Below are 20,652 nucleotides of genomic sequence, written 5' to 3' on the forward strand. Positions count from 1 at the left end.
TGAGTTCCCTTCCGCCGGACGGCGGATGGTGCATTCAGTCGATCAGACGGAGACGGTTGGAAATCGCCTTGATTTGGATGAAATGGTGAGCGCAGCCGGCGCATTCATGCCCGCTCAGATGGGCAGGGTCCATGGCGGATGATGGCGTCAATGCCGGGCGCCGCCAGGAAATTATGGTTTTTGAATATTTGGCCGCCGCCCCGCCGGGAATTTGGGGCAATTAAACGGGGCGGCGGCCTTCGGGCACTACAAGCCTAGGACGAGGCTTGCCCGAGCTGATAATCCGACCTTGTCTTCGCGCTCTTCGGCTCCGATTTCGCCTGCCAGGCGGAACCCGGCATTGCCGCCGATACCGCGAAGGCGACCGACCCAGCCGCTCTTCCGCTGCTCGGGCTCGAGCACGAAGGTTTCGCCATCTTCGAAGTGCGCGCTCGTATTGCCCAGGTCGCCTCCGACAATCTGGCGTCGGCCGGCTTCCAGTTCGAACCGGAAATAGCCTTCGTCTGGCCGCATCGCGCCAAGCTCGAAGCCTGTGATGAACAATGCGTTGACGGCGAATTCATCGCTTTTCCGCTTATCGACGGTCAGGTCGAGAGCATCCCCGCCGCCCTTCTCCTGGTAGCTGTCCTCGCTCAACCGGTAATATTCAACTCCGGCGGACGGACGAATGAAGAAGGAACCGGCCCACAGCTCCTGGGAGGCATTTGCAGAGGCCGAGAAGAGGTTGCCGTTCCAATTGCCCTTGATCGTTCGGTCAATCGGAGCATCGCCGGTATCCGAACGAAAATAGCGCGTTCCCTTGATATCAAGGAAAGCATAGCTGGCGCGTGTGGCGACCTGGAAGCCACCCCTTTGCAGGCGCCAATGCGCGGCGATCGAATATTGGTTGGCTGCAACATTATTGTCGGTCGCCCGATCGTTATCCTCACCCCAGAGATAACTCAAAGAAGCGCCGAACCGGCCGAGCTTGGTGCTCATTTCCGCGCCACCGGTAAAGCCCCAGCCGCCAATCTTATATCCCGCGGTGTCACCGATGCTCTTCGACGATCCCCACGCCACCTGGGTCGCCCAGTAAGTCATCCCGCCTTCGTCCTCGTAGGGCGCCTTGGGATCGGTCAGGAAACGCGCAGTCGTACGATCGCCCATCGTCACCGCTTCAAATGCACCGCCTGCGTGCTCTGGAAGCATTTGGCGGATGGAGCCGATAAATTGGTCCTGATTGCGAATGCCAAGAAAACTGTCGCCGATATCGTCATCGTTACCCAATGCGGCGTAGATCGCGGCATAGGCGGCGGTTTCCGATTTGTTGAGACCGAGCTCCGTCGCCGATTTGCGGGTGATATCGACCGCAACCTGATTGCCGGTTACGGTCAACGATCCCTTGTAGAGGAAAGGCAGCAGATCCGTCGTGGCTGCCAGGTTGCTGCCGCCGGTCAAGGTGCCGGCGTTGATGACGATGAAGTGGCCTTCCGCCTGATCGACGTTGGCAACGCTGAGCTTAAGCTTGGAGCCTTCGGCAAAGCTTGCAGTACCGCTGACGTTGAGCACGCTCGAAGCGCCTGGGGTCTTGTCGAGCAAGACCGAAAGCGTTCCTCCATCGGTTACCGACAACGATGCGATAGAGGCTGTTTTGACGACTCCGAACGTTCCCTTTTGAACCGAAACCGCAAGGCCGGTGGCATTGCTGAGCTGGCCGGTGAATGAGGACGTGCCGCCGATTGTTAGCGTATCTGCACCGCCGCCGAAATCGACCGCACCATTGAAGATGCTGGTGCCGGAAGTGGTCAATATGTCCGCGCCCGCGCCAAAGGTCAGGTTGCCGCTGGCGGTCGCATCGCCCGACAGCAGGAACTTGTTGTCACCATCGCCGAAGCTGACGTTGCCGGCTAACTTACCGTCGGCGATGTCGAACGTATCGCTGCCGGTGCCGAACTTGACGTCGCCAGTGATCGACGGTGCGGTGAAATTGGCCGCCACTACTGTCTGCTTAATGGTCGCACCGGTGGTATTGGCGCTGAGGTCGATGGCAACATTGCGGGTCGACGTCGAAGCCGCGCCGGTGGCTGTAATTGCGCCGCTATTTTCGATCTGCGACAGGGTCCCGGACTTGTCGACAATTGCAATGGCCGTGCCATCAGTTCCGCCAACAGATGCTTTGATCTCTCCGCTGTTCTTGAGAACTGGAAGGCTGGCCCCGGCACCAATTTCGACCGCCGTTGCGATGGATCCCGCGGTGGAGCCGCTGCTGGCCGTGATTTTTCCGGAATTGCGCAACTCGGGCGTGGAAGTGCCCGCGCCAAGGCTAATGGCGGTTGCGACCTTGTCGAGCGATCTCGCCTGGATCAATCCGCTAACGCCGATCCCATTGGCGATATTCACCGTCCCGCCCATTCCGCCGATCTGCAGGGCGTTGCCATTGACCCCAGAATAGACCCCGTCGCCTAATATGCTGCCGTCGACGATCAGGCCGAAGCCGGTGCCGGTGCCTTCCGTGGCGCCAATATTGATCGCACCGGCGGAACCGATCCGCAGCGCCGCAGCGGACCCATAGGAAGCAATTGCCGCCGAGCCTTCCTTGGAATCTTCGATTCCGTCGTCATCCTCGTCATTGTCGGTGGTGCTATTGTCCTTGGGCGGAACGGCAACGATGATTCCCTTGCTTACGTCGCCCTCGATCGAAACGGCCGGACCGCCTTGCAGCTTGTCGTCGGCGTCGAGCTTCGAGGGGTCTGCCGGCGGCGTCGGATAGCGATATCCGGTGGCGACGATCTTGCCCTGGAGTACCATTGCGCCGGTAACGTCCCCAGTGGAGCGCACCGCAATTGCGCCCTCGCCCTGCGCGGCTATCTCACCGGCCAGGCGGACGTTTCCGGTCACATCGGCCAGCTGCACTCCGACCGTGTTGCTGCCCAGGACAGTGGTCTTTCCATCATGCGTGAAATTCCCAGTCAGTGGACCGCCCAGGAAAATGCCGTAGCTGTTGTTGCCCTCGACGGTGATGACGCCAGTGCTGCTGATCAGGATGTTACCGTTGAACGCGCCGTTCGTCCGAATGCCATAACGGTCGCTTCCAAGTGCGAAGGGCCCGTCGATGTCGCCATCATTGTCGGCATCGGTAGGCGTATATGCCTCGTCGACGATGATCTTTCCGCCAACGGTGATGCCGCTAGTGACGCCTGCGGCAACATCGACACCGACCGCGCCCGAAACGCTGCCGATCTGGATCGTGCCCTGGTTGTTGAGCTTTTGGTTGCCGTCAATGATGACGCCACCGGCAGCGGTTCCGTTCACCGTGCCGGTCGAATTGATCAAGATATCATCCGGCGTGCCTGCCTTGACGGTCGACGTACGGACAGGGCCGGTGACCGCCGTGGAGATCGTCGTTTCCGCGGCAAGCGGCGATGCCAGGGTGGCTATGCAGGTCGAAGCGAACAGTACGTGGCGCATTAATTTCCCCATTTCCCAACGGTAAGGCCGCTTCCGCCGAGTGGGCGGAAATGGCTTTCAGTTGGTCAGACGGAGACGCCTGACGCTTGCCTTGAATCTTTTTAGAAGCTCAGCTCGAAGCCGAGGCGAATGGTCCGCGGCCTTAAGGGCGTGAGTTGATCCGCGCTTGTTTCCATCGGCGCGCCGAAGGCGAAGCGATTGCCTTCCGCATCGGTCAAGTTGGTGACCGTTAGCGATAACGCCCTACTCTCGTCGGACAAGCGCATGACCAGCCCCGAGTCGAGATAGTCGCCCTGCTCTTCGCCAAGTTGGGGTCCGACACCCAGGCGTGAATGGCCGACATAGCGGGCATATGCGTTGGCCTCGAGGGCGCGACCGTTACCGAGCGCATGGTTCCAATCGACTGCCGCACGGGTGACGACGCGGGCGATGTTGGGGATGCGCATCGTTCCCCCTGCCGGAGCCATCATTTCGAGCAGTCCCCCCGCGGCTCGAGTCACCTTGCCGTCGTTCCATGCGACGCCAGCCTCAAGCCGCAGCTCGGTTGTGACGCGAACGCCACCATTTGCAGTTAGCGTCCATACACGGCCATCGCCGATATTCTCGGTCACGGGGAGCCCGCTAGGGTCGAGGAAGTCGGCCTGGATGTCGTACCAGCGGCTATGGGTCACACTGCCCTGCAGGTCGAAACGGTCACGCCCGGGACGGCCATAGCGAAAGCCTGCTTCAGCGGTGGCCAGCCGGTCGTTGCGATAGAGCCGGACGCTGTCGTTGGCGATCGACAGACCGCCCGGCCGGAAGCCCTGCTGATAGCGAGCATAGACCGTAAGCCCCGTAACCGGACGGACCAGCAGGGCCGCGGACGGCAGCAGCTTTTGCTCTTTCCGCTCAGTATCCTCGTCTCCCAGCCGGGATGCCGCCAATGGGCTTAAATGCTCGCCGGAACCTGACAGGTCGGACAAAGTATATCGAGCGCCGACAGTCGCCTCGATCTTTGGCGTCAATTCAAACCCGACTTCTCCGAACAATGTTGTCTCGCGCACCCGGTTTTCGGCCCCGGAGAGGTCGAATATCGTGTCGTCCTGGGCAATTTCGCGAGACACTTTGTAGCGGTGGACGATCGAGCTGAAGCCGGCGAGCCAGCTGTACCCATTGGACATCGGTCGCCACAACCTAGTTTCATTGCTGACTGCGCGGGCCCTGCTGTGCTGCCGTAATTGGCGAATATTGCCGTCGGTCGACGCGTCGAAATTCTCGTCAACGTCCTGCCAGCTGGCGCCGGAAGTCGAACGGAAGCGAAGAGAGCCGCTATCCTTGCGAACGACGAAGCTGGCGAGGGTGAAGTCCGAATCGAATGGCTGGTCGACAAAGCTGTATCGGGAAAGGCCCGGCAGGTCCCGATCAGCATATTGGCTGTCGGCGCCCCGAATGCGTTGCCCAATGCCGGCCAGGTCAATGAACCAGCCGGGCGTCAACTCGGCGGAAAGCGTGGCTCGGCCGCCGTTGACCCGGACGTTGTTGATGTCCCGCTCTCCGGTCGCGCGATTGTCGACATATCCCCCGTCTCGCGCATGGTATCCGACGGCCCGCAATGCGATATTGTCGGCAATTGGAGCGTTGATCGTCGTGGACAGGTCATAGCTCGGATCGCCGTGCCAGGTCACCGATGCACCGCTGGCCGCTGCTCCGGAAATCTCGCCGAAGATCGGCATATTGGGCTTGAGCAAGACGATGCCGCCGAGCGCACCTGAACCGTAAAGCGTTCCCTGCGGGCCTTCGAGCAGCTCAACCGAGTTCATATCGACGAGCTTCAAGTCGGGGTCGGGTCCGCTGTAGCCGGTTCTCATGTCACCGAAATATTGCCCGACCGGCGATTGAGTCGGCCCGCTGAAGCTGGAGTCGGCGATACCGCGAATGAAAAGCTTGTTCCGGCCGGCGCCAAGATGGGTCGAAGAGAAACCCACCGACCGCGCCTCGATCGCCTCCGTTCCAGCCACGCCCAACGGCGCGAACTCATGCCCGTCAATGCGGGTCCATTGACCGGGAAAACGCTGAGAAAGCGTATCGCGCTTGCTGGCCGTGACGACGATATCCTGCGTCTCTTCGACTGGCTGCGGGACAGGCGACGGCACCGCGCGAGGAGTGGGCGGGCGCTGGTCGTTTGCAATTTGCGGCGGTCTGGGGAGGAGCAAATAGGACCGCGGGCCGACTTTCTGAAGCTTGAGCCTGCTCGCTTCTGCCAGCCGCATCAGGGCTTGTTCGGCTCCCATAGTCCCGCGGATGGCAGGCGATGGACGCTTTAACAGGCTGCTGTCGCGAATCGCGATGCTGACCCCGGCCTGGCGGCCGATGGCGAACGCCGCCTGGCCGACCGTCCCCTTGGGGACATCGATCGACTGGGTAGCGGCGTGGCCGGGGGCGGCAAGGGACAAGAGCGCGGAAAGGGTCGCGCTAGCAATCAGCAGTCGAATTCCTAGCCCTTTCCTCCCATCACCCAGCCCCGGCCTGATCGCTTCAAGGATACGCCTAGCAAGGGCTCCAGCGATTTGGGATCACGCTTCACTTCAGCAACCGACAATGTGCCATTGAATCGGCGCGCCCTGATAGCGGGGGTCGTCGAAAAGTCGATACCTGTCGACCGACGGAGGTCGGCGGCGACTTGCTCGATCGGCTGGTCGGCATAAATCAGCTGTCCGCGCGCAAACGCCCCGACGGCGGCCGGGTCGACTGGAGCTGCCTGCAGGACGTCGGCGCCATCGACGGTGTCGAGTCGTTCTCCCGGCGACAATTTAAGCTGTGCCCCATTCGGATCGGCGAGCACCGCGCCCTCGCTAACCGCCACGCTAGTGGATTTCCCGTTTCGCACGACCTCAAACACAGTGCCGACATCGACCACAGTTAGATCGCCAGCGCGGACTTCGACTGGGCCCTTCCCGGATTCCCTTAAGTGTAACAGCAATTGCCCTTGTTCGAGCTTGACCGTGCGTCGGCCAAATCCGGATAGAGACAGGCGAGTGTCGCCGTTCATTATCAACTGGTCTTCGTCACCCAGTGCAATCGTCCTGGTTTCACCAGGTGCAGTTGAATAATCGAGTGGCATCAACCGAGGTGCGACGATTGCGGTCATCACGCCCGCAAGCGCGGCAATTCCGGCGGCAACGGCCAGTCCACGGCGTCCCCCTCGCTCTGCGTGAGCTTCGCCGGCCCCATTAGGCATCGTTATCGCCGCGACGATCGGACAAAGGTCGGCCTCGCTGCCCGCCAAGCGGTGATAGGCCTCGGCATTGGCCGGGCTCTTTTCCAACCAGTCGGTAAACTCTTCCCACGCCTCGAACGCTGGATCGTTCGTGCGAACAATCCAGTGCAATGCGGATTCGCGGGCGTCGTCGGCGTCTCGGGTCATTCCCACCTCATGTCCCTCAAGACGGAGTCGATTGGGCTATTCCTCATCGAGCTGCCTCCGAATCTCGTCGAGCAGCCGATAGGCCTGCCGCAAATCACTCTCGACCGTACTTGCGCTAATCCCAAATCGAGCAGCGATGTCACGCTGCGTGCGCGCTTCAAGGCGATGCTCGCGAAAGATCGCCAGGGCCCTGGGCGAAAGCTTCCTAAGTTCGCGCTCGACCGTCGCGAGCCTGCGTTGCGCATCAAGTCCGCGATCCGGCCCCGGATCATTGGCGACGGCATTACCCAGGCGGTCGGCAAGCGTCGACCATTCATCTTCGCGCCGCCGACCTTGGAATTCGGACCGGCGATGGTCGATCATCAGGTTTGTGGCGGCCCGAAATAGATAGTTTCGAGGCGATGCGATTGGTCCGCCAGGATGTGAAGCGGCTTTCAGCCAAAGCTCTTGCAACAGGTCCTCGGCCGAATCCCCAGCGCCGTGCGCCCGCAAATAGCGCAGGAGCGACTCGCGGTTTTCCTCGAAAACCTGCTGTAATCCTTGGTGCATCGCCATGGTCAAACGAGCGCGCTTCTAGGGCCACGGACGTCAACAGACTAGGCTGCGTCGTGAAAGATCACTCCAACCGTAAATCGCGAGCCGCGATGAAGCCGGCTGACTCCGTGGCGATGCTGCACCCGATAAACGCCCTTGGTGCCGCGAACCGGCCGCTCCCGCACGGCAAAGATCACGGCATCGCCCTGGGCCAGTTGCACGACGTTGGCACGCGACTGCTGCCGCGGGCGCTGCTCGGTCAAAACAAACTCGCCACCATCGAAATCGGCCGGGTCGCTGAGCAATATTGCCATCTGCAGCGGGAATACATTGTCTCCATAAATATCCTGGTGAAGGGTGTTGTAGTCGCCCGACCCATATTTCAGGATGAGCGGCGTCGGACGGGTTTGACCGGCGTCGTGACATCGTTTGAGAAAGTCGGAATGGGCCGCGGGAAAGCGGTCGGGCTTGCCCATCGCGGCGTACCAGTCGTTTGCCAGGCCGACGAGCCGATCATATGCTTGGGGCCTGAGTTCCGTCAGCGCCGGCGGCAATGGATAGCTGAAATATTTATACTCACCGCTGCCGAAGCCGTAGCGGGCCATGTTGATCGTGCTCCGAAATCGGCAGTGGTCGTAACTCTCAATCAATTCCTTGCATTGGTGCGAATCGAGAACGCCGGGCAAGACACTGAAACCATCCCGATTTAGTGTGTTACTTACCTCTATCCAGCGCTCATCCGAAGCTGGCGGCAGGCTCATGGCCGAGCAGCCTGCTCGATTTCGAGCAGGGCCTTCTTACGCGCCGTGCCCCAGCGATAGCCGGACAATGACCCATCCGACTTCACCACGCGGTGGCAGGGGATGAGGACGGCGATGTCATTTGATGCGCAGGCCTGGGCAACTGCGCGGGCCAACAGTCCATGGTTGTCCTTGTGCATTTTCGAACTCCTTTAAGGAGTTCGTCATTGCCTCAGACCTGGTGCCCGACGATATCCGTAGCTTGCGCTTAAACCCTCAATATTCGCCCATGTGCGTGCCGCCATGACGATCATGCCCGTGCATTACCACCATGGCGGCTCCTATTTCTTACGAGCGGTACCGGCCTAGCGAGAAGCGACGTTGATGGAGATCGCGGTTGCGGCGATCGAAGATTTGCCGGTCATTGCAATATCCTTGGCGCGCTGGATCGCCTGGGCGATTTGCGGTTTCGCCCCGTCCCACGCGTCGTCGGCGCAGCCATAATAGCCAGCATCCTGCAATCCGCTTCGGCTGTTTTCGAACAGGCAAACGCGTTTCACGGCGCCCGTCACACGATGACCCAGCTTCCTCTGATCGGCGCGGTCGGCGAGGTTGAGGTCGGCATATGTTACGCGTTCGGTACGGACATTGTCGGGCTCCGCGTAGACGACCACGGGCCCTTGCTGGGCGGCCGAAGCCGATGCCGCGACAAGCAGAGATGCCGTTACCCCTGACAGTACGGCTGCAGTCTTGCGATTGAATCGGGCAAGCATCTCAAGTCTCCCTTCATCCTCGGTCACGAAGAGGTGACCGCGGCATTGCCTCTAGTTGCGGACGATTGCATCGATGCTTCGATGGTGTTGCAGCCCGATTTCGGCCAGCGCTCTGCACTTGGGGCGAAGCGGCGAATGGTATCGACCAATCGGCGAACGGCGGTCGTCTGGCGCAACTTCGACTCAGTCGGCATAGCGGTACGATGAAGATCGGCATCATCGGCGCCGGGGCCATCGGCGCGTGGATTGCGGCACGGCTGGCGCTTGCAGGCAACCGGGTTTCAATTTTGGCCCGAGGCGAAACGCTAAGGGCGCTTCGAGATGGCCTCACAGTGCGCGAGAGGGAGGTTACCGAGCGAGTCGAGGTTAGCGCATCGGATAACCCCTCCGCGATCGGCCGGCAGGACTTGCTGATTATCGCGGTCAAGGCCCCAGCCCTTGGCGACGTAGCCGGTGTGTCGGGACCGATGACCGGGCCGGAAACGCTGATTCTGCCGATGCTCAACGGTGTTCCGTGGTGGTTTCTGGATGGTGAGCCATTGTCGTCGGTGGATCCCGGCGGGCTGATTTCGCAGGCCATCCCTCTAAGCCAGCTCGTCGGATGCGTTGTTCATGCCGCTTGCCGTCGCACCTCGCCGGCTTCGGTCGAGGTGGCCCATGCCGACAAGCTTATCCTGGGCGAACCAAAGTGCGGGACCAGCCAGCGCGTTCGTGAGCTTGCCGGTCTGTTCGAGAACGCCGGCATCAGGGTCGAAGTCAGCGAGGATGTCCGCCGGGCGATCTGGTACAAGCTGTGGGGCAACATGACGATGAACCCATTATCGGCGCTGACCGAGGCGACGGCCGACCGGCTGCTTACCGAGCCCGAGCTAAAACCGTTCATCCTTGCCTGCATGGCCGAGGCAGCGGCGGTGGGAGGGGCGATCGGTTGTCCAATTAGCGAAAGCGGAGAAGATCGCATGGCAGTCACTGCGCGGCTCGGCGCTTTCAAGACGTCGATGCTGCAAGATGTCGAAGCGGGCAGAAGGATCGAGTTGGAGGCGTTAGTGGGCGCTCCGCGTGAAATCGGACGCCGCGTCGGCGTGCCGACGCCAAGCATCGATACCCTTTACGCGATCACCCGGCTGATGGCCGAAAGTCGCGGCCTGCTCTAGGTCGCCGGCAGCACTCGCCCGGTACAGCTTCCGAACCCGATCGGCACCGCACCCTCGGCCACGCAACGCGCAGAGAGTGTCAGCTCATCGCCGTCGTCAAGAAAACTGCGCTTTTCGGCACCAGGAAGCTCGATCGGCGCCTTGCCGCCCGCGCTTATCTCCATCAACGAACCGAGGCCGGTCGACTGGGCGGTCGACAATGTACCGGTTCCGATCAGGTCGCCCGGCTGGAGATTGCAGCCGTTGGATGCATGATGGGTGACGATCTGTGCCGCCGACCAGTACATGGCGGAGCTGGCGTCGCCGCGGCTAAGCACATGCGGCGGCAATCCTGCCTCGCGCATCTTCGCCGTAAGCAGCGCTACCTCCAATTGGATGCCCAGCCCTCCCTTCGCCTGGTCTGACGGGTCGAAGAGATAGGGCAAAGGCTCAGGATCGCCGTCCGGGCGCGTGGGCATGGGTTTGCGGAAGGGCGCGAGAGCCTCGGGAGTAATGACCCAGGGCGAGATGCTGGTCAGGAAATTCTTCGCTAGGAATGGACCTAGCGGCTGATACTCCCATCCTTGGATGTCGCGTGCCGACCAGTCGTTCAGCAAACAATAGCCCGCAATTTGGCCGGCGGCCTCAGCGATCGGGATGGTCGTGCCCAGTTCATTGCCCTTGCCGACAAAGAAGCCGAGCTCAAGCTCATAGTCGAGGCGTCGGCTCGGTCCATATTCGGGCGCTTCGGCCTCGGGCGACTTGCGTTGGCCCTTGGGCCGCACCACCGGCTCGCCCGACACGCGCACCGAGCTGGCGCGTCCATGATAGCCGATCGGTACATATTTATAGTTGGGAAGGAGTGGATTGTCGGGTCGGAACTGCTTGCCGACATTTGTCGCGTGATGAATGCCGACGTAAAAATCGGTGTAGTCACCAATCCTGCAGGGCAAGTGCATCTCAGCATTCGCCGAGTTCACCAGATGCGGTTCGACCGCGTGACGATTGCCGTCATTTGACAGCAGTTCCGACAGACGCCTGCGAAGCGCAAGGGCATCGGCAGGTCCTTGGGCGAACCAGGCGTTGAGCGATCCCGAACCAAGCGCCGGGCTCCACTGCTTGTCGAGCAGGCCCGCGCCGCACAAGGCTTTAAGGTCTAGGATCATTTCACCGATTGCGACTCCGATCCGAGGCTCGCCCTTAGCCACCGAGAAGACCCCCAACGGCAAATTCTGGATTGGGAAATCGGGATGGCCGTTGGCGCTTTCGACCCAGCTTTGGCGGGCCGGATCATGGGTTTCGTCGATCCCGGTCATTAGGGCATCTTCGCCTTGGGAAAGTCAGCCCAAGCCTGGTCGTAATCGGGCTGGGCGTGCTCAAGTGCATATGACGTTGGTCGATAGGGCCAGCAGGTTTCTACCATGAACGCCATCGTCCCCTCTATTTTGACCGGTTTCAGCTCCGCGCCGCTCGCTTTTCGCCAGCTTTCGACGTCGGGACCATGTCCGCTCATTATATTGTGAAGCGACAGGCCGCCGGGGCGAAAGCCTTCCGCCTTTGCGTCATAATCGCCGTGAATCAGCCCCATCGCCTCGCTCATCACGTTACGATGGAACCAGGGCGGGCGGAACGTATCCTCGCCGACCATCCAGCGTGGCGGGAATATGACAAAATCGGCATTGGCGCGACCCGGAGTCTCGCTGGGGCTGGTTAGCACCGTGAAGATCGAGGGGTCGGGATGATCGAAACTCACCGTGCCGATCGTATTGAACCTCGCCAGCTCATAGCGCCAGGGCACGTAGTTGCCGTGCCATGCCACGACGTCGAGAGGGCTGTGATCGAGGTGCGTCGTCCACAAATGGCCGAGCGATTTCTGAACCAGCTCGAACGGCTCGTCCCGGTCCTCATATGATGCGACCGGCGTTTCGAAATCGCGCGCATTGGCAAGGCCGTTTGACCCAATCGGTCCCAGCTCCGGGAGGCGGAACGGGGAGCCGAAATTCTCCGCGACATAACCGCGCGCCACTCCGCCACCCAACATGACGCGAAAGCGTACGCCGCGCGGCACCAAGGCGATCCAGCCCGGCGCAACCCGCAGGCGTCCCATCTCGGTGAACAGCTCAATCTCGCCTTCTTGGGGGATGACCAGCATCTCTCCGTCCGCATTGGCGAAGACGCGGCGATCCATGCTCCGGGTGGCGCGATAGATATGTACGTTGACGCCTATCAACTCGGCGGGGTCACGGGTCGCCAGCATCGTCGCCATGCCGTCGACGAAATCGGTGCCGTCGGGTAAATCGTTTAGCGGGTCCCAGCGCAGCCGGTTCGGAGCAAGCGGCGCTTCGCCGGACGCAGCCGAAAAAAGCCTGGCTCCGCCGAATGGCTCGAACGGCCGATGATCGGCGGTGGGTCGCATGCGATATAGCCAGCTACGCCGGTTCTCGTGCCGCGGAGCAGTGAAGGCGCTTCCCGACAATTGCTCGGCATAAAGTCCGTAGGAAGGTCGCTGTGGGCTGTTGCGGCCCTTCGGAAGCGCCCCGGCAACAGCTTCTGTCTCAAACTGGCCGCCGAAGCCGGTCATATATTGAAGATCGTTTGGCGCGTTGCTCACGGCTGCGAAAACCCCCTCGACTTCATGGGTGAAGCGAGGGGGTCGTTACGCGTCTCATCCGCGTCGCGCAAATCTGCGTCAGTTGACGTTGACCTCAATCTTGTCGGGAATGCTGATCTCGGTCTTGTCGGAGCCGAAGCCGAGCTGGTCGCGGAACAGGAACAGGAGCACCAGCACCACGATTACTAGCAGCACGACCGCCAGCACTCCTCCGCTGCCACCGCCGCCGTCCGTTTCGACAATCGTCACCCGATCGTCGGTATCGCGTTCATCTGCCATTTTTCACTCCCTGAATTCCATTTTTGCTGCGTAACGAACGATTGCTTGCGCAGCGGGTTCCAAACAAGCGGCAGGTGGAACGATGATGGGCAAGAAGCGCTGTAGAGGCTCGAAAAAAGGGAGCCATAAGTGACCGTAAGAATGCTTGTCGTGATGGCGGCGATCGCCTGCGCATCATGTGACGGACGTCAGCCTACGAAAGCCGACCAGTCGGTCGCCCCGCCGGAAAATCAACCGACCCAAGCCCCAAAAGCGTCGCCCGACGTTATAAAGCCCGGCGGATTGCCGGACGACCGGACGCCGATTTCCGAAGGGAAGATCGATCCAAAGGGCGCGCAAGGGGCGGGTCAGGTTCTCCAGCGCTTCGGCGGTTTGTTGGAGCAGCGGAAATTTGCAGAGGCTTACGGCAAATGGTCGGACGGAGGCCGCGCAAGTGGCATGACCGAAGCGCAATTCGCTGCCGGTTATGAGAAATACGCCGAAATTCACTCCGAGGTCGGTGCGCCAGGCCCAATGGAGGGAGCAGCCGGGTCAGCTTATGTCGACATTCCCTTCCGCCTATATGGCAAGCTCAAGACCGGCGAGCCCTTCAATCTCGTTGGACCGGTTACGCTTCGACGGGTCAACGACGTGCCCGGCTCGACCGCCGAGCAACGGCAATGGCATATTTACCGAAGCGAAGTGCAACCGCGGCCGTGAATGTTCGTTTCGGTCTTGTCATGAAGGAGGATAGCGATGAGCGGTTTTGAGGACATCAGGGAGCAGATGGAAGTGATTGGCGCCGACGGGGTCCATCTTGGAACCGTTGACCGGATCGAAGGAGACCGCATCAAGCTGACCAAGGCCGACAGCGGCGAGGGCAGCCATGAAGGCCATCACCATTTCATCTCGCGCGGACTGGTCGCCGATGTCGAAGGCAATCAGGTTCGCCTGTCGGCCAATGCCGACGTAGCAGTGACTTTCGAAGAAGAGGAAAGCGGCAACTAATCATGCCGCGCCGGACGGACTGGCGCAGTTCGCAAGACTGCGCCAAAGTCCGCGGCCATGAAACGCAAGGCTTTCCGTCCGGCCCCGCGGCCGATCTCGTTCAAGCCCACTCGTCGCGACCTTCGTCGCGGAATGGTGCTTGTCCCGCTGCTGATCCTGGCTGGCGCCCTGTTCGATCCCGCGCTGATCCCCCCATTCGGCCCACTTGCCAAACGAGAAGTGGTTGCTGCGACCTTCACTCCATGCGGGCCCGGTCGCGGCGTAGCGTGCGTGATTGACGGAGATACCTTCAAGCTGGGCGATCGCAATATCCGTATTGTCGGAATCGATGCACCCGAACTCGCCGAACCACGGTGCCCTCAGGAAGCGGCTTTAGCCCGGCGATCCGCCGACCGGCTGATTGCGCTGCTCGACCAGGGCCCCTTCGACATGGTTGCGCATCGGCTGCAGACGCAAGACCGCTATGGGCGCGAACTGATGGTATTGGAACGAGGTGGTGACTCGATCGGAAGTCAGTTAATCGATGAGGGTCTCGCCCACCGTTATATCGGGTCCAAGCGCAGCTGGTGCTAGTCAGCCTCACATGAAGCGCCCTGTCTTCGAGCATCGCATCGTCGCGCCTCCGGACGCCATCGACGAGCTTGGGCACGTCAACAATGCAGTCTGGGTGCAATGGATTCAGGAAGTTGCGTTGGCCCACTGGTACAGCGTCGCTTCGCCTGAGCATCAGGACGATTACGTCTGGGTCGTGGTCCGCCACGAGATCGATTATATGCGCGCCGCCCTTGAGGGCGACGTGCTGACCGGCCGTACTTGGGTCGGCGAAGCGCCAAAAGGCGCTCGTTTCGACCGGCATATGGAATTCGTCGGCGACGACGGAAAGGTGCGGGTTCGCGCGGTGACCCAATGGGCAATAATCGATAAGGCCAGCGGCCGTCCGATCCGTGTACCTCCCGACGTAATCGCCCCCTTCCTATAAGGCGGCCTCTCCGTACGGCGGTACACCTGATTGCATGTTGATTGACGAGTGGCGCAGCGGAGGCGCAGGTTCGCGCCATGGCCAACGCCGTCCTCTATGACTATTTTCGTTCTTCGGCTTCCTACCGCGTGCGAATCGCGCTCAATTTGAAGGGCGTCGAATATGAGCAACGGTCGATCAATCTTGCCTCCGGCGCTCAAAAGGATTCGGCTTTTCGCCGGCTCAACCCCCAAGGCCTGGTGCCGATGCTGGAGATCGATGGCCACCGGCTGACCCAGAGCCTGGCGATCATTGTTTACCTCGACCAGAAATTCCCCGAACCGCCGTTGATGCCTGCGGACCTTGCGGATTCGGCCCATGTCCGCGCTCTGGCCATGGCCGTTGCCTGCGATATTCACCCGCTGAACAATCTTCGAGTGCTTAAATATCTGCGGGGGCCGTTGGGCATAAGCGAAGAGGCAAAGGACGAATGGTATCGCCACTGGGTCACGGAAGGCCTGGCAGCGCTGGAGGAAATGGCGCGGCCGCATGCTGGCGCATTTCTGTTCGGAGACGCGCCGACGATCGCCGACATCTGCCTGGTGCCGCAGCTGTACAATGCCCGGCGCTTTTCGGTGCCCCTAACCGATTATCCCACCTTGCGCCGCGCCGACGAAACGGCCAGCGCTCACGCGGCCTTTGCCGCCGCCCACCCCGATCGCCAGGAGCAGTGACATGAACCGCGTCGACAACATCAATCGAGGGATGGAAGAGGTGCGTGCCTTGGCCGAGGTCGAAATTCCCAGCATGAAGGGCAAGGTCAGCGACGAGGAATGGGCGATCCGGGTCGACCTCGCCGCCGCATATCGAATGGTTGCTCATTATGGCTGGGATGACCTCATCTTCACCCATCTGTCGGCCCGAATTCCGGGGCCCGAGCATCATTTCCTGCTCAATCCCTATCAGCTGATGTTCGAAGAGGTGACGGCAAGCTCGCTGGTCAAGGTCGACGTGCAGGGCAATCCAGTCGAGCCTACGCCTTTCATCACCAACCCTGCAGGCTTCACCATCCATTCGGCGGTGCATATGGCGCGTGAAGATGCACATGCGGTGATGCATCTTCATACTCCGGCCGGCCAGGCCGTAAGTGCAAATGAAGAGGGGCTGATGCCGCTGACCCAGACCGCCATGCTGGTCCGCGGCGACCTTGCCTTCCATGATTATGAAGGCGTGGCCGTCGACCTCGACGAGCGCGAGCGGATCGTTGCCGACCTGGGCGACAAGGGAGCGATGCTGCTGCGCAACCACGGGACGTTGGCGGTCGGCAGGAATGTCGGCGAATGCTTCGTGAAGCTCTATTTCCTCGAGCGCGCCTGTCAGGCGCAGGTCATGGCACTCACTGCCGGCGAGAAGGTTAGCAAACCGCCGCAGGGAGCAGCAGAGCTCACTGCGGAACAGGGCGCAACCGGGTTGGCCATGGCGGCAAACCTGCTTGCCTGGCCCGCGCTCAAGCGAAAGGCCTATCGCCTCGACCCGAGCTTCGCCACTTAGGCAGGCAGCTCCTTAATCTCCACCCATAGCGCCTTGGAAAGCGCGACGATCTCGCCTGCCTCGTCATGGATTACGGTCGCGGCATGATGCTTGCGCCCCTCACGGCTCCGCTCCCAACCGGTAATGCGCAGCCGCTCGCCCGGCGTAACTGGACGTTCGATCCGCGCCGCAATTTGCGCGAGCAAGGCCAAAGGACGCGGTTCACAAAGACCGAAGTAGCTCGGGCAGTCGAGGGCCGCCCAGAGGTAGCGCTCCTCGACATGACCGTCTTCGCCTGCCAATTCCGCCTCGGGAATCCATTCCGCGACGGCCACATCGCGATGCGGGCTTTCGCCGGCAAAGATACACAGACCATCCCCCGGACCGCGCTCGGTGCCGCAAACGAAGCAGCCGGGGATTGGATGACCGCTCGGGCCGGGAAAACTCATCGCCGCCGCTTCCAGTTCGTCCTCGGTCGGTGGCCCAGGCACCTCGAAGTTTAGCGGATCGTCGAGCGGCGCGGCACGGGCATAATTGGCTTGGGCGTCAAACAGCATTACTTCGGCGTCGTCGCGACGACGATGCAGCGGCACCTCCAATGGAATCGGGGCGAGCAAAGAAACCTGCGCCGGCCCCTCGATCCACTCGGCCGCCAGCCCTGCGACATAGCCGCCATTGCCCGAAGTTGGCGGGCCGCGAAAGCGCCGATGGACTTGCACTTCATCCGATTGGCCAGTCATGCCTGCGAGTCTAGGCCCGCTAACATGGGAGGGCAATGCAACGAGACTCGAAACCGTCACGACAAATGCCTAAGTGAGGCTTGGGCGGGGGTGATCGATGGAGATCGCCATGAAGATATTGATGGTCCTCACCAGCCATGACCAACTCGGCAACACCGGAGAAAAGACCGGTTTTTGGCTAGAGGAGTTTGCCGCTCCATATTTCGTGCTGAAGGACGCAGGGCATGAGATCGCGCTGGCGAGCCCCAAGGGTGGTCAGCCGCCGCTCGATCCGAAGAGCGACTCCCCCGAATTCCAGACCGAGGCCACCAAGCGTTTCAAGTCTGATCCCGAAGCTCAGGCGCATCTGGCGGCAACGGAGAAGCTCGAGGCGGTCGACCCTGCCGAATTCGATGCGGTCTTCTATCCCGGCGGCCATGGTCCGCTTTGGGATCTGGCGGAGAGCGCGAAATCCCGGTCGATCATCGAGCAAACCATTCGCTCTGGGAAGCCGGTGGCGCTCGTGTGCCACGCGCCCGCGGTACTCAAGGATGTGATGAGCGAGGACGGTTCCCCGTTGGTCCGAGGCAGGAATGTAACCGGCTTTACCAATAGCGAGGAGGCGGCGGTCGGCCTGACGACCGTTGTTCCGTTCCTGCTTGAAGACAAGCTGAAAGAGCTTAGCGGCAACTTCAGCCTCGCAGGCAATTTCGAGCCTTATATCGTACGCGACGGGTTGCTGATCACCGGGCAAAATCCGGCTTCAAGCGAGCCGGCCGCCGAAGCGCTGCTGAAAGCGCTCGCGGAGCGCAGGGAATCTGTGGGCGAAATAGCCTAGTAAGTAAGATCATCCCATTCGGCCTGTCCCCGGGACAGGGCGAATGGAATGATGGTCGGGGAGAGAGGATTCGAACCTCCGGCCCCTGCCTCCCGAAGACAGTGCTCTACCAGGCTGAGCTACTCCCCGACCGGGCTCCCGGACGCATGCGTCCGGTGCAGGGCGAGGGCCTCCTAGCGGGCGAGTCCCCGATGCGCAAGCCAACGCATCAATGGCCGAGTAGTTTTAGCCAATCGGATTCGCGGACGAACTTCTCGCGCGGACTTCCGGGCCTTGCGGCGGCGGCCTCAGCTGCCTCGATCATGCGCCAGTCGTCATAATTTGTCGCGTGGACGCCGCGCTCTGCCAGAAGGGCGTCAAGCTGCGCCCCGCCCGCCTTGCCGTCTTCCGACCCAGGGGGCATGGCGGCCGCGACCTGGTCGGCAACCTCATATCCGTCCGGCCTGTTGGTGCCGATCGTGCCGGTCGGCCCGCGCCGCGCCCAGCCGACCGCATAGAGACGGTCGGCAATCTTACCATGATCGTTGGCGAATTTCCCGCCACGCTCGTCATAGGGCACCCCCTCGATGCGCGGAGTCTGGTAGCCGATACAGGTGACGATGAGGTTGGCGGGCACGGTATAGGTTTCGCCGGTGCCTTGTGCGGTGCCAGTTTCGTCAAGCATCGTTCGCTCGACGATCAGCCTTTCGGCGTGGCCGTCGCCTTCGATCCGCACCGGCTTTGCGAAGAAATCGAAGACGATCCGCCTAGGTTTCGACGGATCCGGCATTTGGTCGGCAAATTCGCGTAAAATGGTGATCGATTTGCGATGGCCCGGCTCTTGCGCTTCATCGGACTCGGGCGGCGGGAAATCGTCTGCGCTCACGTCCGGCGACGAGATTTCGAGATGGCCAAGCTCCCCAAGCTCCTTTGGCGTCATCGCGATCTGATGCGGACCACGCCGGCCGAGAATTGTTACCGTTCGAATTGACGACTTCTCAAGCGCCTCCAGCGCGTGACCGACGATATCCGAGCCTTCGAATTCGTGACGGGATTTTGACAATATTCGAGCGCAATCGAGCGCCACATTGCCGTTGCCCACGACCACGGCATGGGCGCCTTCCAATGTCGGAGCCAGGTCGGCGAAATCCGGATGACCATTATACCAGCCGACGAACTCGGCGGAGCCCACAACGCCCGGCAGCTCCTCGCCTGGAATGCCAAGCTTGCGGTCGATGGGAGCACCAATGGCGAGGATTACTGCATCATAGAGGCCGCGTAGTTCGTCCACCGAAACGTCGCGGCCAACCGTGACCCCGCCAACAAAGCGGACCCGTCCTTCCTCTATGACCTTGTCGTAGCGCTTTGACACCGCCTTCAATGACTGGTGATCGGGCGCCACTCCGAACCGAATGAGTCCATAAGGAACCGGATAACGATCGATGATGTCGACCTGCGCCGCGTCGCCATAGGCTTTGACCAGCGCCTCAGCCGTATAGAAGCCAGCCGGCCCAGACCCCACTACCGCGAAATGCCGCATGCCGACTCCCCCGCATATTGCGCGCGGAGCCTAGTCGCGCTTGTCCTCAAGCAGCAAGTCACTGCCTTTAAGCTTCAACATCGACTCGATCGGCCCGGCAAAAAGCACAAGCATTCCTGGCAGCTGTATCCGACAGTGGACCTTGGTCTCGTCGACGTCGATTAGCGCTTCGACACTCTGGCCCATGGCGCGAACGTTGAGCGTCAGCCGATCCCCCGACCAATGGGAATCGACGTGGCTTGCGCCGCCCGGAATATGCCCCTCGAGCTTGTGCATATTGGTCGCAATGCGCCGCCGCGCCTCCTCGCGGCCAAGCTTGTGAGGCAAGTCAACGTCGATCGGTCGCTCCATGGACGGAGAGATGAGGCGGTTGTCGTTGCATTTCAATCGCCCGCGCGTTTTGATGGGAAATGATCCGCCAGCTCATCATTGCCCTGCTGGTGCTCTCGGCGATGCCCGCGTCCGCCCAGGCACCTTATTGGAACCCGGCGGCAGAATATGTGACCGCCGGGCAAGATGAGCCCGGCTATCGCGCGTGGATCGCGCAGGCCAGCTGGCGGCCAGTCTATGTGAAGGCTTTCCACAATTATCTGGTGACCTATGGCGTAGGCGGCGTGGTGCCGACCTGGCAGCTTCTCAGGACCGCCACTGACTGGCAAAAATGCGGCGCCCAGCCGTTCGAGGTTCCGCCAAGCAATGCATGGCCCAACATCGTTGCGGCGCTGCGCTATGTCGGTACCTATATCGTGCCGCGGATCGGACCGGTCGAGGCGGTTTCAGTCTATCGAAACGCCGCGCTCAATACATGCGCCAAGGGCGCCCAGGAGAGCACCCACCTGCTCATGGGAGCGGTCGACATGGTTCCGCTACGACCTATCAGCCGCGAGGCCCTGATGACGGAGCTTTGCCGCATCCATCGATCAAGTGGAGAGCGATTTTATACGGGACTCGGCTTCTACAAGGGCATTCGCTTCCACATCGATAACAAGAAATATCGGGAATGGGGAACGAGCGGGGCGCGAGGCGGATTCGGCTGCGCAGCGGTGCTGGCTGAAGGACCCGCACCTTTCGTTGACCCGGCCGTTCCGCCGACGGTCCTGACAGCGCCCGCAACCTCCGATCCACTGGCCCCGCGGCCATAGGGCTTGTGTTGCAGAGTTAACACACCACATGGTCGGGAA

The 20,652-nt window shown here is 61.2% G+C and carries 22 protein-coding genes and 1 tRNA gene; 9 read left to right on the forward strand and 14 right to left on the reverse strand.

The window, feature by feature from the left end; translation table 11 throughout:
- Positions 1 to 246: 246 nt before the first annotated feature.
- From LVY65_RS12755 to LVY65_RS12785, 7 genes are all read right to left on the reverse strand, one after another.
- On the reverse strand, positions 247 to 3,447 hold the full coding sequence (locus tag LVY65_RS12755; protein ID WP_235068632.1) for an autotransporter family protein: 3,201 nt from the start codon (positions 3,445 to 3,447) through the stop codon (positions 247 to 249).
- Between the two features lie 101 nt (positions 3,448 to 3,548).
- On the reverse strand, positions 3,549 to 5,879 hold the full coding sequence (locus LVY65_RS12760) for a TonB-dependent receptor (RefSeq protein WP_235068633.1): 2,331 nt from the start codon (positions 5,877 to 5,879) through the stop codon (positions 3,549 to 3,551).
- A gap of 41 nt (positions 5,880 to 5,920) precedes the next feature.
- Complete coding sequence (locus LVY65_RS12765; RefSeq protein ID WP_235068634.1) at positions 5,921 to 6,850, reverse strand: FecR family protein; 930 nt, start codon at positions 6,848 to 6,850, stop codon at positions 5,921 to 5,923.
- 36 nt (positions 6,851 to 6,886) lie between these two features.
- A complete protein-coding gene (locus LVY65_RS12770) occupies positions 6,887 to 7,405 on the reverse strand; it encodes an RNA polymerase sigma factor (protein WP_328282523.1) in 519 nt (172 codons plus the stop codon).
- Positions 7,406 to 7,446: 41 nt separating this feature from the next.
- A complete protein-coding gene (locus LVY65_RS12775) occupies positions 7,447 to 8,145 on the reverse strand; it encodes a 2OG-Fe(II) oxygenase (protein ID WP_408021994.1) in 699 nt (232 codons plus the stop codon).
- On the reverse strand, positions 8,142 to 8,324 hold the full coding sequence (locus tag LVY65_RS12780) for a methylated-DNA--[protein]-cysteine S-methyltransferase (protein ID WP_235068636.1): 183 nt from the start codon (positions 8,322 to 8,324) through the stop codon (positions 8,142 to 8,144). The genes LVY65_RS12775 and LVY65_RS12780 overlap by 4 nt, the downstream gene beginning before the upstream one ends.
- Before the next feature lie 165 nt (positions 8,325 to 8,489).
- On the reverse strand, positions 8,490 to 8,897 hold the full coding sequence (locus tag LVY65_RS12785; RefSeq protein WP_235068637.1) for a UrcA family protein: 408 nt from the start codon (positions 8,895 to 8,897) through the stop codon (positions 8,490 to 8,492).
- Between the two features lie 203 nt (positions 8,898 to 9,100).
- Here LVY65_RS12785 and LVY65_RS12790 point away from each other — a divergent pair, with 203 nt between their 5' ends.
- Positions 9,101 to 10,051, forward strand: a complete 951-nt coding sequence (locus LVY65_RS12790; protein WP_235068638.1) for a ketopantoate reductase family protein — start codon at positions 9,101 to 9,103, stop codon at positions 10,049 to 10,051.
- On the opposite strand, the gene fahA is transcribed toward LVY65_RS12790, so the two are convergent.
- From fahA to LVY65_RS12805, 3 genes are all read right to left on the reverse strand, one after another.
- Positions 10,048 to 11,346, reverse strand: coding sequence for a fumarylacetoacetase (gene fahA, locus LVY65_RS12795; protein WP_235068639.1), 1,299 nt, complete (start codon positions 11,344 to 11,346; stop codon positions 10,048 to 10,050). The genes LVY65_RS12790 and fahA overlap by 4 nt on opposite strands.
- On the reverse strand, positions 11,346 to 12,611 hold the full coding sequence (gene hmgA / locus LVY65_RS12800) for a homogentisate 1,2-dioxygenase (RefSeq protein WP_235068679.1): 1,266 nt from the start codon (positions 12,609 to 12,611) through the stop codon (positions 11,346 to 11,348). The genes fahA and hmgA overlap by 1 nt, the downstream gene beginning before the upstream one ends.
- A gap of 108 nt (positions 12,612 to 12,719) precedes the next feature.
- Positions 12,720 to 12,920: a hypothetical protein gene (locus tag LVY65_RS12805; protein WP_235068640.1), complete on the reverse strand. Its 201-nt coding sequence runs from the start codon at positions 12,918 to 12,920 to the stop codon at positions 12,720 to 12,722.
- A gap of 129 nt (positions 12,921 to 13,049) precedes the next feature.
- On the opposite strand from LVY65_RS12805, the gene LVY65_RS12810 reads away from it, so the two are divergent.
- From LVY65_RS12810 to LVY65_RS12835, 6 genes are all read left to right on the forward strand, one after another.
- Positions 13,050 to 13,619 (forward strand): hypothetical protein, encoded by a 570-nt coding sequence (locus tag LVY65_RS12810; protein ID WP_235068641.1) that lies wholly within the window; start codon positions 13,050 to 13,052, stop codon positions 13,617 to 13,619.
- A 36-nt stretch (positions 13,620 to 13,655) separates the two neighbouring features.
- A complete protein-coding gene (locus tag LVY65_RS12815; protein WP_235068642.1) occupies positions 13,656 to 13,907 on the forward strand; it encodes a DUF2171 domain-containing protein in 252 nt (83 codons plus the stop codon).
- A gap of 57 nt (positions 13,908 to 13,964) precedes the next feature.
- Positions 13,965 to 14,480, forward strand: a complete 516-nt coding sequence (locus LVY65_RS12820) for a thermonuclease family protein (RefSeq protein WP_235068643.1) — start codon at positions 13,965 to 13,967, stop codon at positions 14,478 to 14,480.
- A gap of 10 nt (positions 14,481 to 14,490) precedes the next feature.
- Positions 14,491 to 14,886 carry an acyl-CoA thioesterase gene (locus LVY65_RS12825; RefSeq protein ID WP_235068644.1) on the forward strand — a complete coding sequence of 132 codons (396 nt, stop codon included), beginning with the start codon at positions 14,491 to 14,493 and terminating at the stop codon, positions 14,884 to 14,886.
- Positions 14,887 to 14,963: 77 nt separating this feature from the next.
- Complete coding sequence (maiA, locus tag LVY65_RS12830; RefSeq protein ID WP_235068645.1) at positions 14,964 to 15,599, forward strand: maleylacetoacetate isomerase; 636 nt, start codon at positions 14,964 to 14,966, stop codon at positions 15,597 to 15,599.
- Between the two features lie 73 nt (positions 15,600 to 15,672).
- On the forward strand, positions 15,673 to 16,416 hold the full coding sequence (locus LVY65_RS12835; protein WP_235068680.1) for a class II aldolase/adducin family protein: 744 nt from the start codon (positions 15,673 to 15,675) through the stop codon (positions 16,414 to 16,416).
- Here the strand turns inward: LVY65_RS12835 and LVY65_RS12840 are convergent.
- Positions 16,413 to 17,135, reverse strand: a complete 723-nt coding sequence (locus tag LVY65_RS12840; RefSeq protein ID WP_235068646.1) for a hotdog fold domain-containing protein — start codon at positions 17,133 to 17,135, stop codon at positions 16,413 to 16,415. The two genes, LVY65_RS12835 and LVY65_RS12840, sit on opposite strands and share 4 nt — an antisense overlap.
- 109 nt (positions 17,136 to 17,244) lie before the next feature.
- Between LVY65_RS12840 and LVY65_RS12845 the strand changes: the two genes are divergently transcribed.
- A complete protein-coding gene (locus tag LVY65_RS12845; RefSeq protein WP_235068647.1) occupies positions 17,245 to 17,952 on the forward strand; it encodes a type 1 glutamine amidotransferase domain-containing protein in 708 nt (235 codons plus the stop codon).
- Between the two features lie 52 nt (positions 17,953 to 18,004).
- Here LVY65_RS12845 and LVY65_RS12850 read toward each other — a convergent pair.
- From LVY65_RS12850 to LVY65_RS12860, 3 genes are all read right to left on the reverse strand, one after another.
- A tRNA-Pro gene (locus LVY65_RS12850) sits at positions 18,005 to 18,081 on the reverse strand.
- A 79-nt stretch (positions 18,082 to 18,160) separates the two neighbouring features.
- A complete protein-coding gene (locus LVY65_RS12855) occupies positions 18,161 to 19,471 on the reverse strand; it encodes an FAD-dependent oxidoreductase (RefSeq protein WP_235068648.1) in 1,311 nt (436 codons plus the stop codon).
- Positions 19,472 to 19,501: 30 nt separating this feature from the next.
- Entirely contained in the window at positions 19,502 to 19,822 is a 321-nt protein-coding gene (locus LVY65_RS12860) for a polyhydroxyalkanoic acid system family protein (RefSeq protein WP_235068649.1), read from the reverse strand.
- A 59-nt stretch (positions 19,823 to 19,881) separates the two neighbouring features.
- Here LVY65_RS12860 and LVY65_RS12865 point away from each other — a divergent pair, with 59 nt between their 5' ends.
- Positions 19,882 to 20,613, forward strand: coding sequence for a D-Ala-D-Ala carboxypeptidase family metallohydrolase (locus LVY65_RS12865; RefSeq protein ID WP_235068650.1), 732 nt, complete (start codon positions 19,882 to 19,884; stop codon positions 20,611 to 20,613).
- Positions 20,614 to 20,652 lie beyond the last annotated feature (39 nt).

It is taken from the genome of Sphingomonas cremea (assembly GCF_021502585.1).
Classification (GTDB): domain Bacteria; phylum Pseudomonadota; class Alphaproteobacteria; order Sphingomonadales; family Sphingomonadaceae; genus Sphingomicrobium; species Sphingomicrobium cremea.

Coding starts and splice junctions, on each gene's coding strand:
- LVY65_RS12755 (WP_235068632.1), bottom strand. CDS start 3,447: ATGCGCCACGTACTGTTCGCTTCGACCTGCATAGCCACCCTGGCATCG.
- LVY65_RS12765 (WP_235068634.1), bottom strand. CDS start 6,850: ATGACCCGAGACGCCGACGACGCCCGCGAATCCGCATTGCACTGGATT.
- LVY65_RS12770 (WP_328282523.1), bottom strand. CDS start 7,405: ATGGCGATGCACCAAGGATTACAGCAGGTTTTCGAGGAAAACCGCGAG.
- LVY65_RS12775 (WP_408021994.1), bottom strand. CDS start 8,145: ATGAGCCTGCCGCCAGCTTCGGATGAGCGCTGGATAGAGGTAAGTAAC.
- LVY65_RS12780 (WP_235068636.1), bottom strand. CDS start 8,324: ATGCACAAGGACAACCATGGACTGTTGGCCCGCGCAGTTGCCCAGGCC.
- LVY65_RS12785 (WP_235068637.1), bottom strand. CDS start 8,897: ATGCTTGCCCGATTCAATCGCAAGACTGCAGCCGTACTGTCAGGGGTA.
- LVY65_RS12790 (WP_235068638.1), top strand. CDS start 9,101: ATGAAGATCGGCATCATCGGCGCCGGGGCCATCGGCGCGTGGATTGCG.
- fahA (WP_235068639.1), bottom strand. CDS start 11,346: ATGACCGGGATCGACGAAACCCATGATCCGGCCCGCCAAAGCTGGGTC.
- hmgA (WP_235068679.1), bottom strand. CDS start 12,611: ATGACCGGCTTCGGCGGCCAGTTTGAGACAGAAGCTGTTGCCGGGGCG.
- LVY65_RS12805 (WP_235068640.1), bottom strand. CDS start 12,920: ATGGCAGATGAACGCGATACCGACGATCGGGTGACGATTGTCGAAACG.
- LVY65_RS12815 (WP_235068642.1), top strand. CDS start 13,656: ATGAGCGGTTTTGAGGACATCAGGGAGCAGATGGAAGTGATTGGCGCC.
- LVY65_RS12820 (WP_235068643.1), top strand. CDS start 13,965: ATGAAACGCAAGGCTTTCCGTCCGGCCCCGCGGCCGATCTCGTTCAAG.
- LVY65_RS12825 (WP_235068644.1), top strand. CDS start 14,491: ATGAAGCGCCCTGTCTTCGAGCATCGCATCGTCGCGCCTCCGGACGCC.
- maiA (WP_235068645.1), top strand. CDS start 14,964: ATGGCCAACGCCGTCCTCTATGACTATTTTCGTTCTTCGGCTTCCTAC.
- LVY65_RS12835 (WP_235068680.1), top strand. CDS start 15,673: ATGAAGGGCAAGGTCAGCGACGAGGAATGGGCGATCCGGGTCGACCTC.
- LVY65_RS12840 (WP_235068646.1), bottom strand. CDS start 17,135: ATGACTGGCCAATCGGATGAAGTGCAAGTCCATCGGCGCTTTCGCGGC.
- LVY65_RS12845 (WP_235068647.1), top strand. CDS start 17,245: ATGAAGATATTGATGGTCCTCACCAGCCATGACCAACTCGGCAACACC.
- LVY65_RS12855 (WP_235068648.1), bottom strand. CDS start 19,471: ATGCGGCATTTCGCGGTAGTGGGGTCTGGGCCGGCTGGCTTCTATACG.
- LVY65_RS12860 (WP_235068649.1), bottom strand. CDS start 19,822: ATGGAGCGACCGATCGACGTTGACTTGCCTCACAAGCTTGGCCGCGAG.
- LVY65_RS12865 (WP_235068650.1), top strand. CDS start 19,882: ATGATCCGCCAGCTCATCATTGCCCTGCTGGTGCTCTCGGCGATGCCC.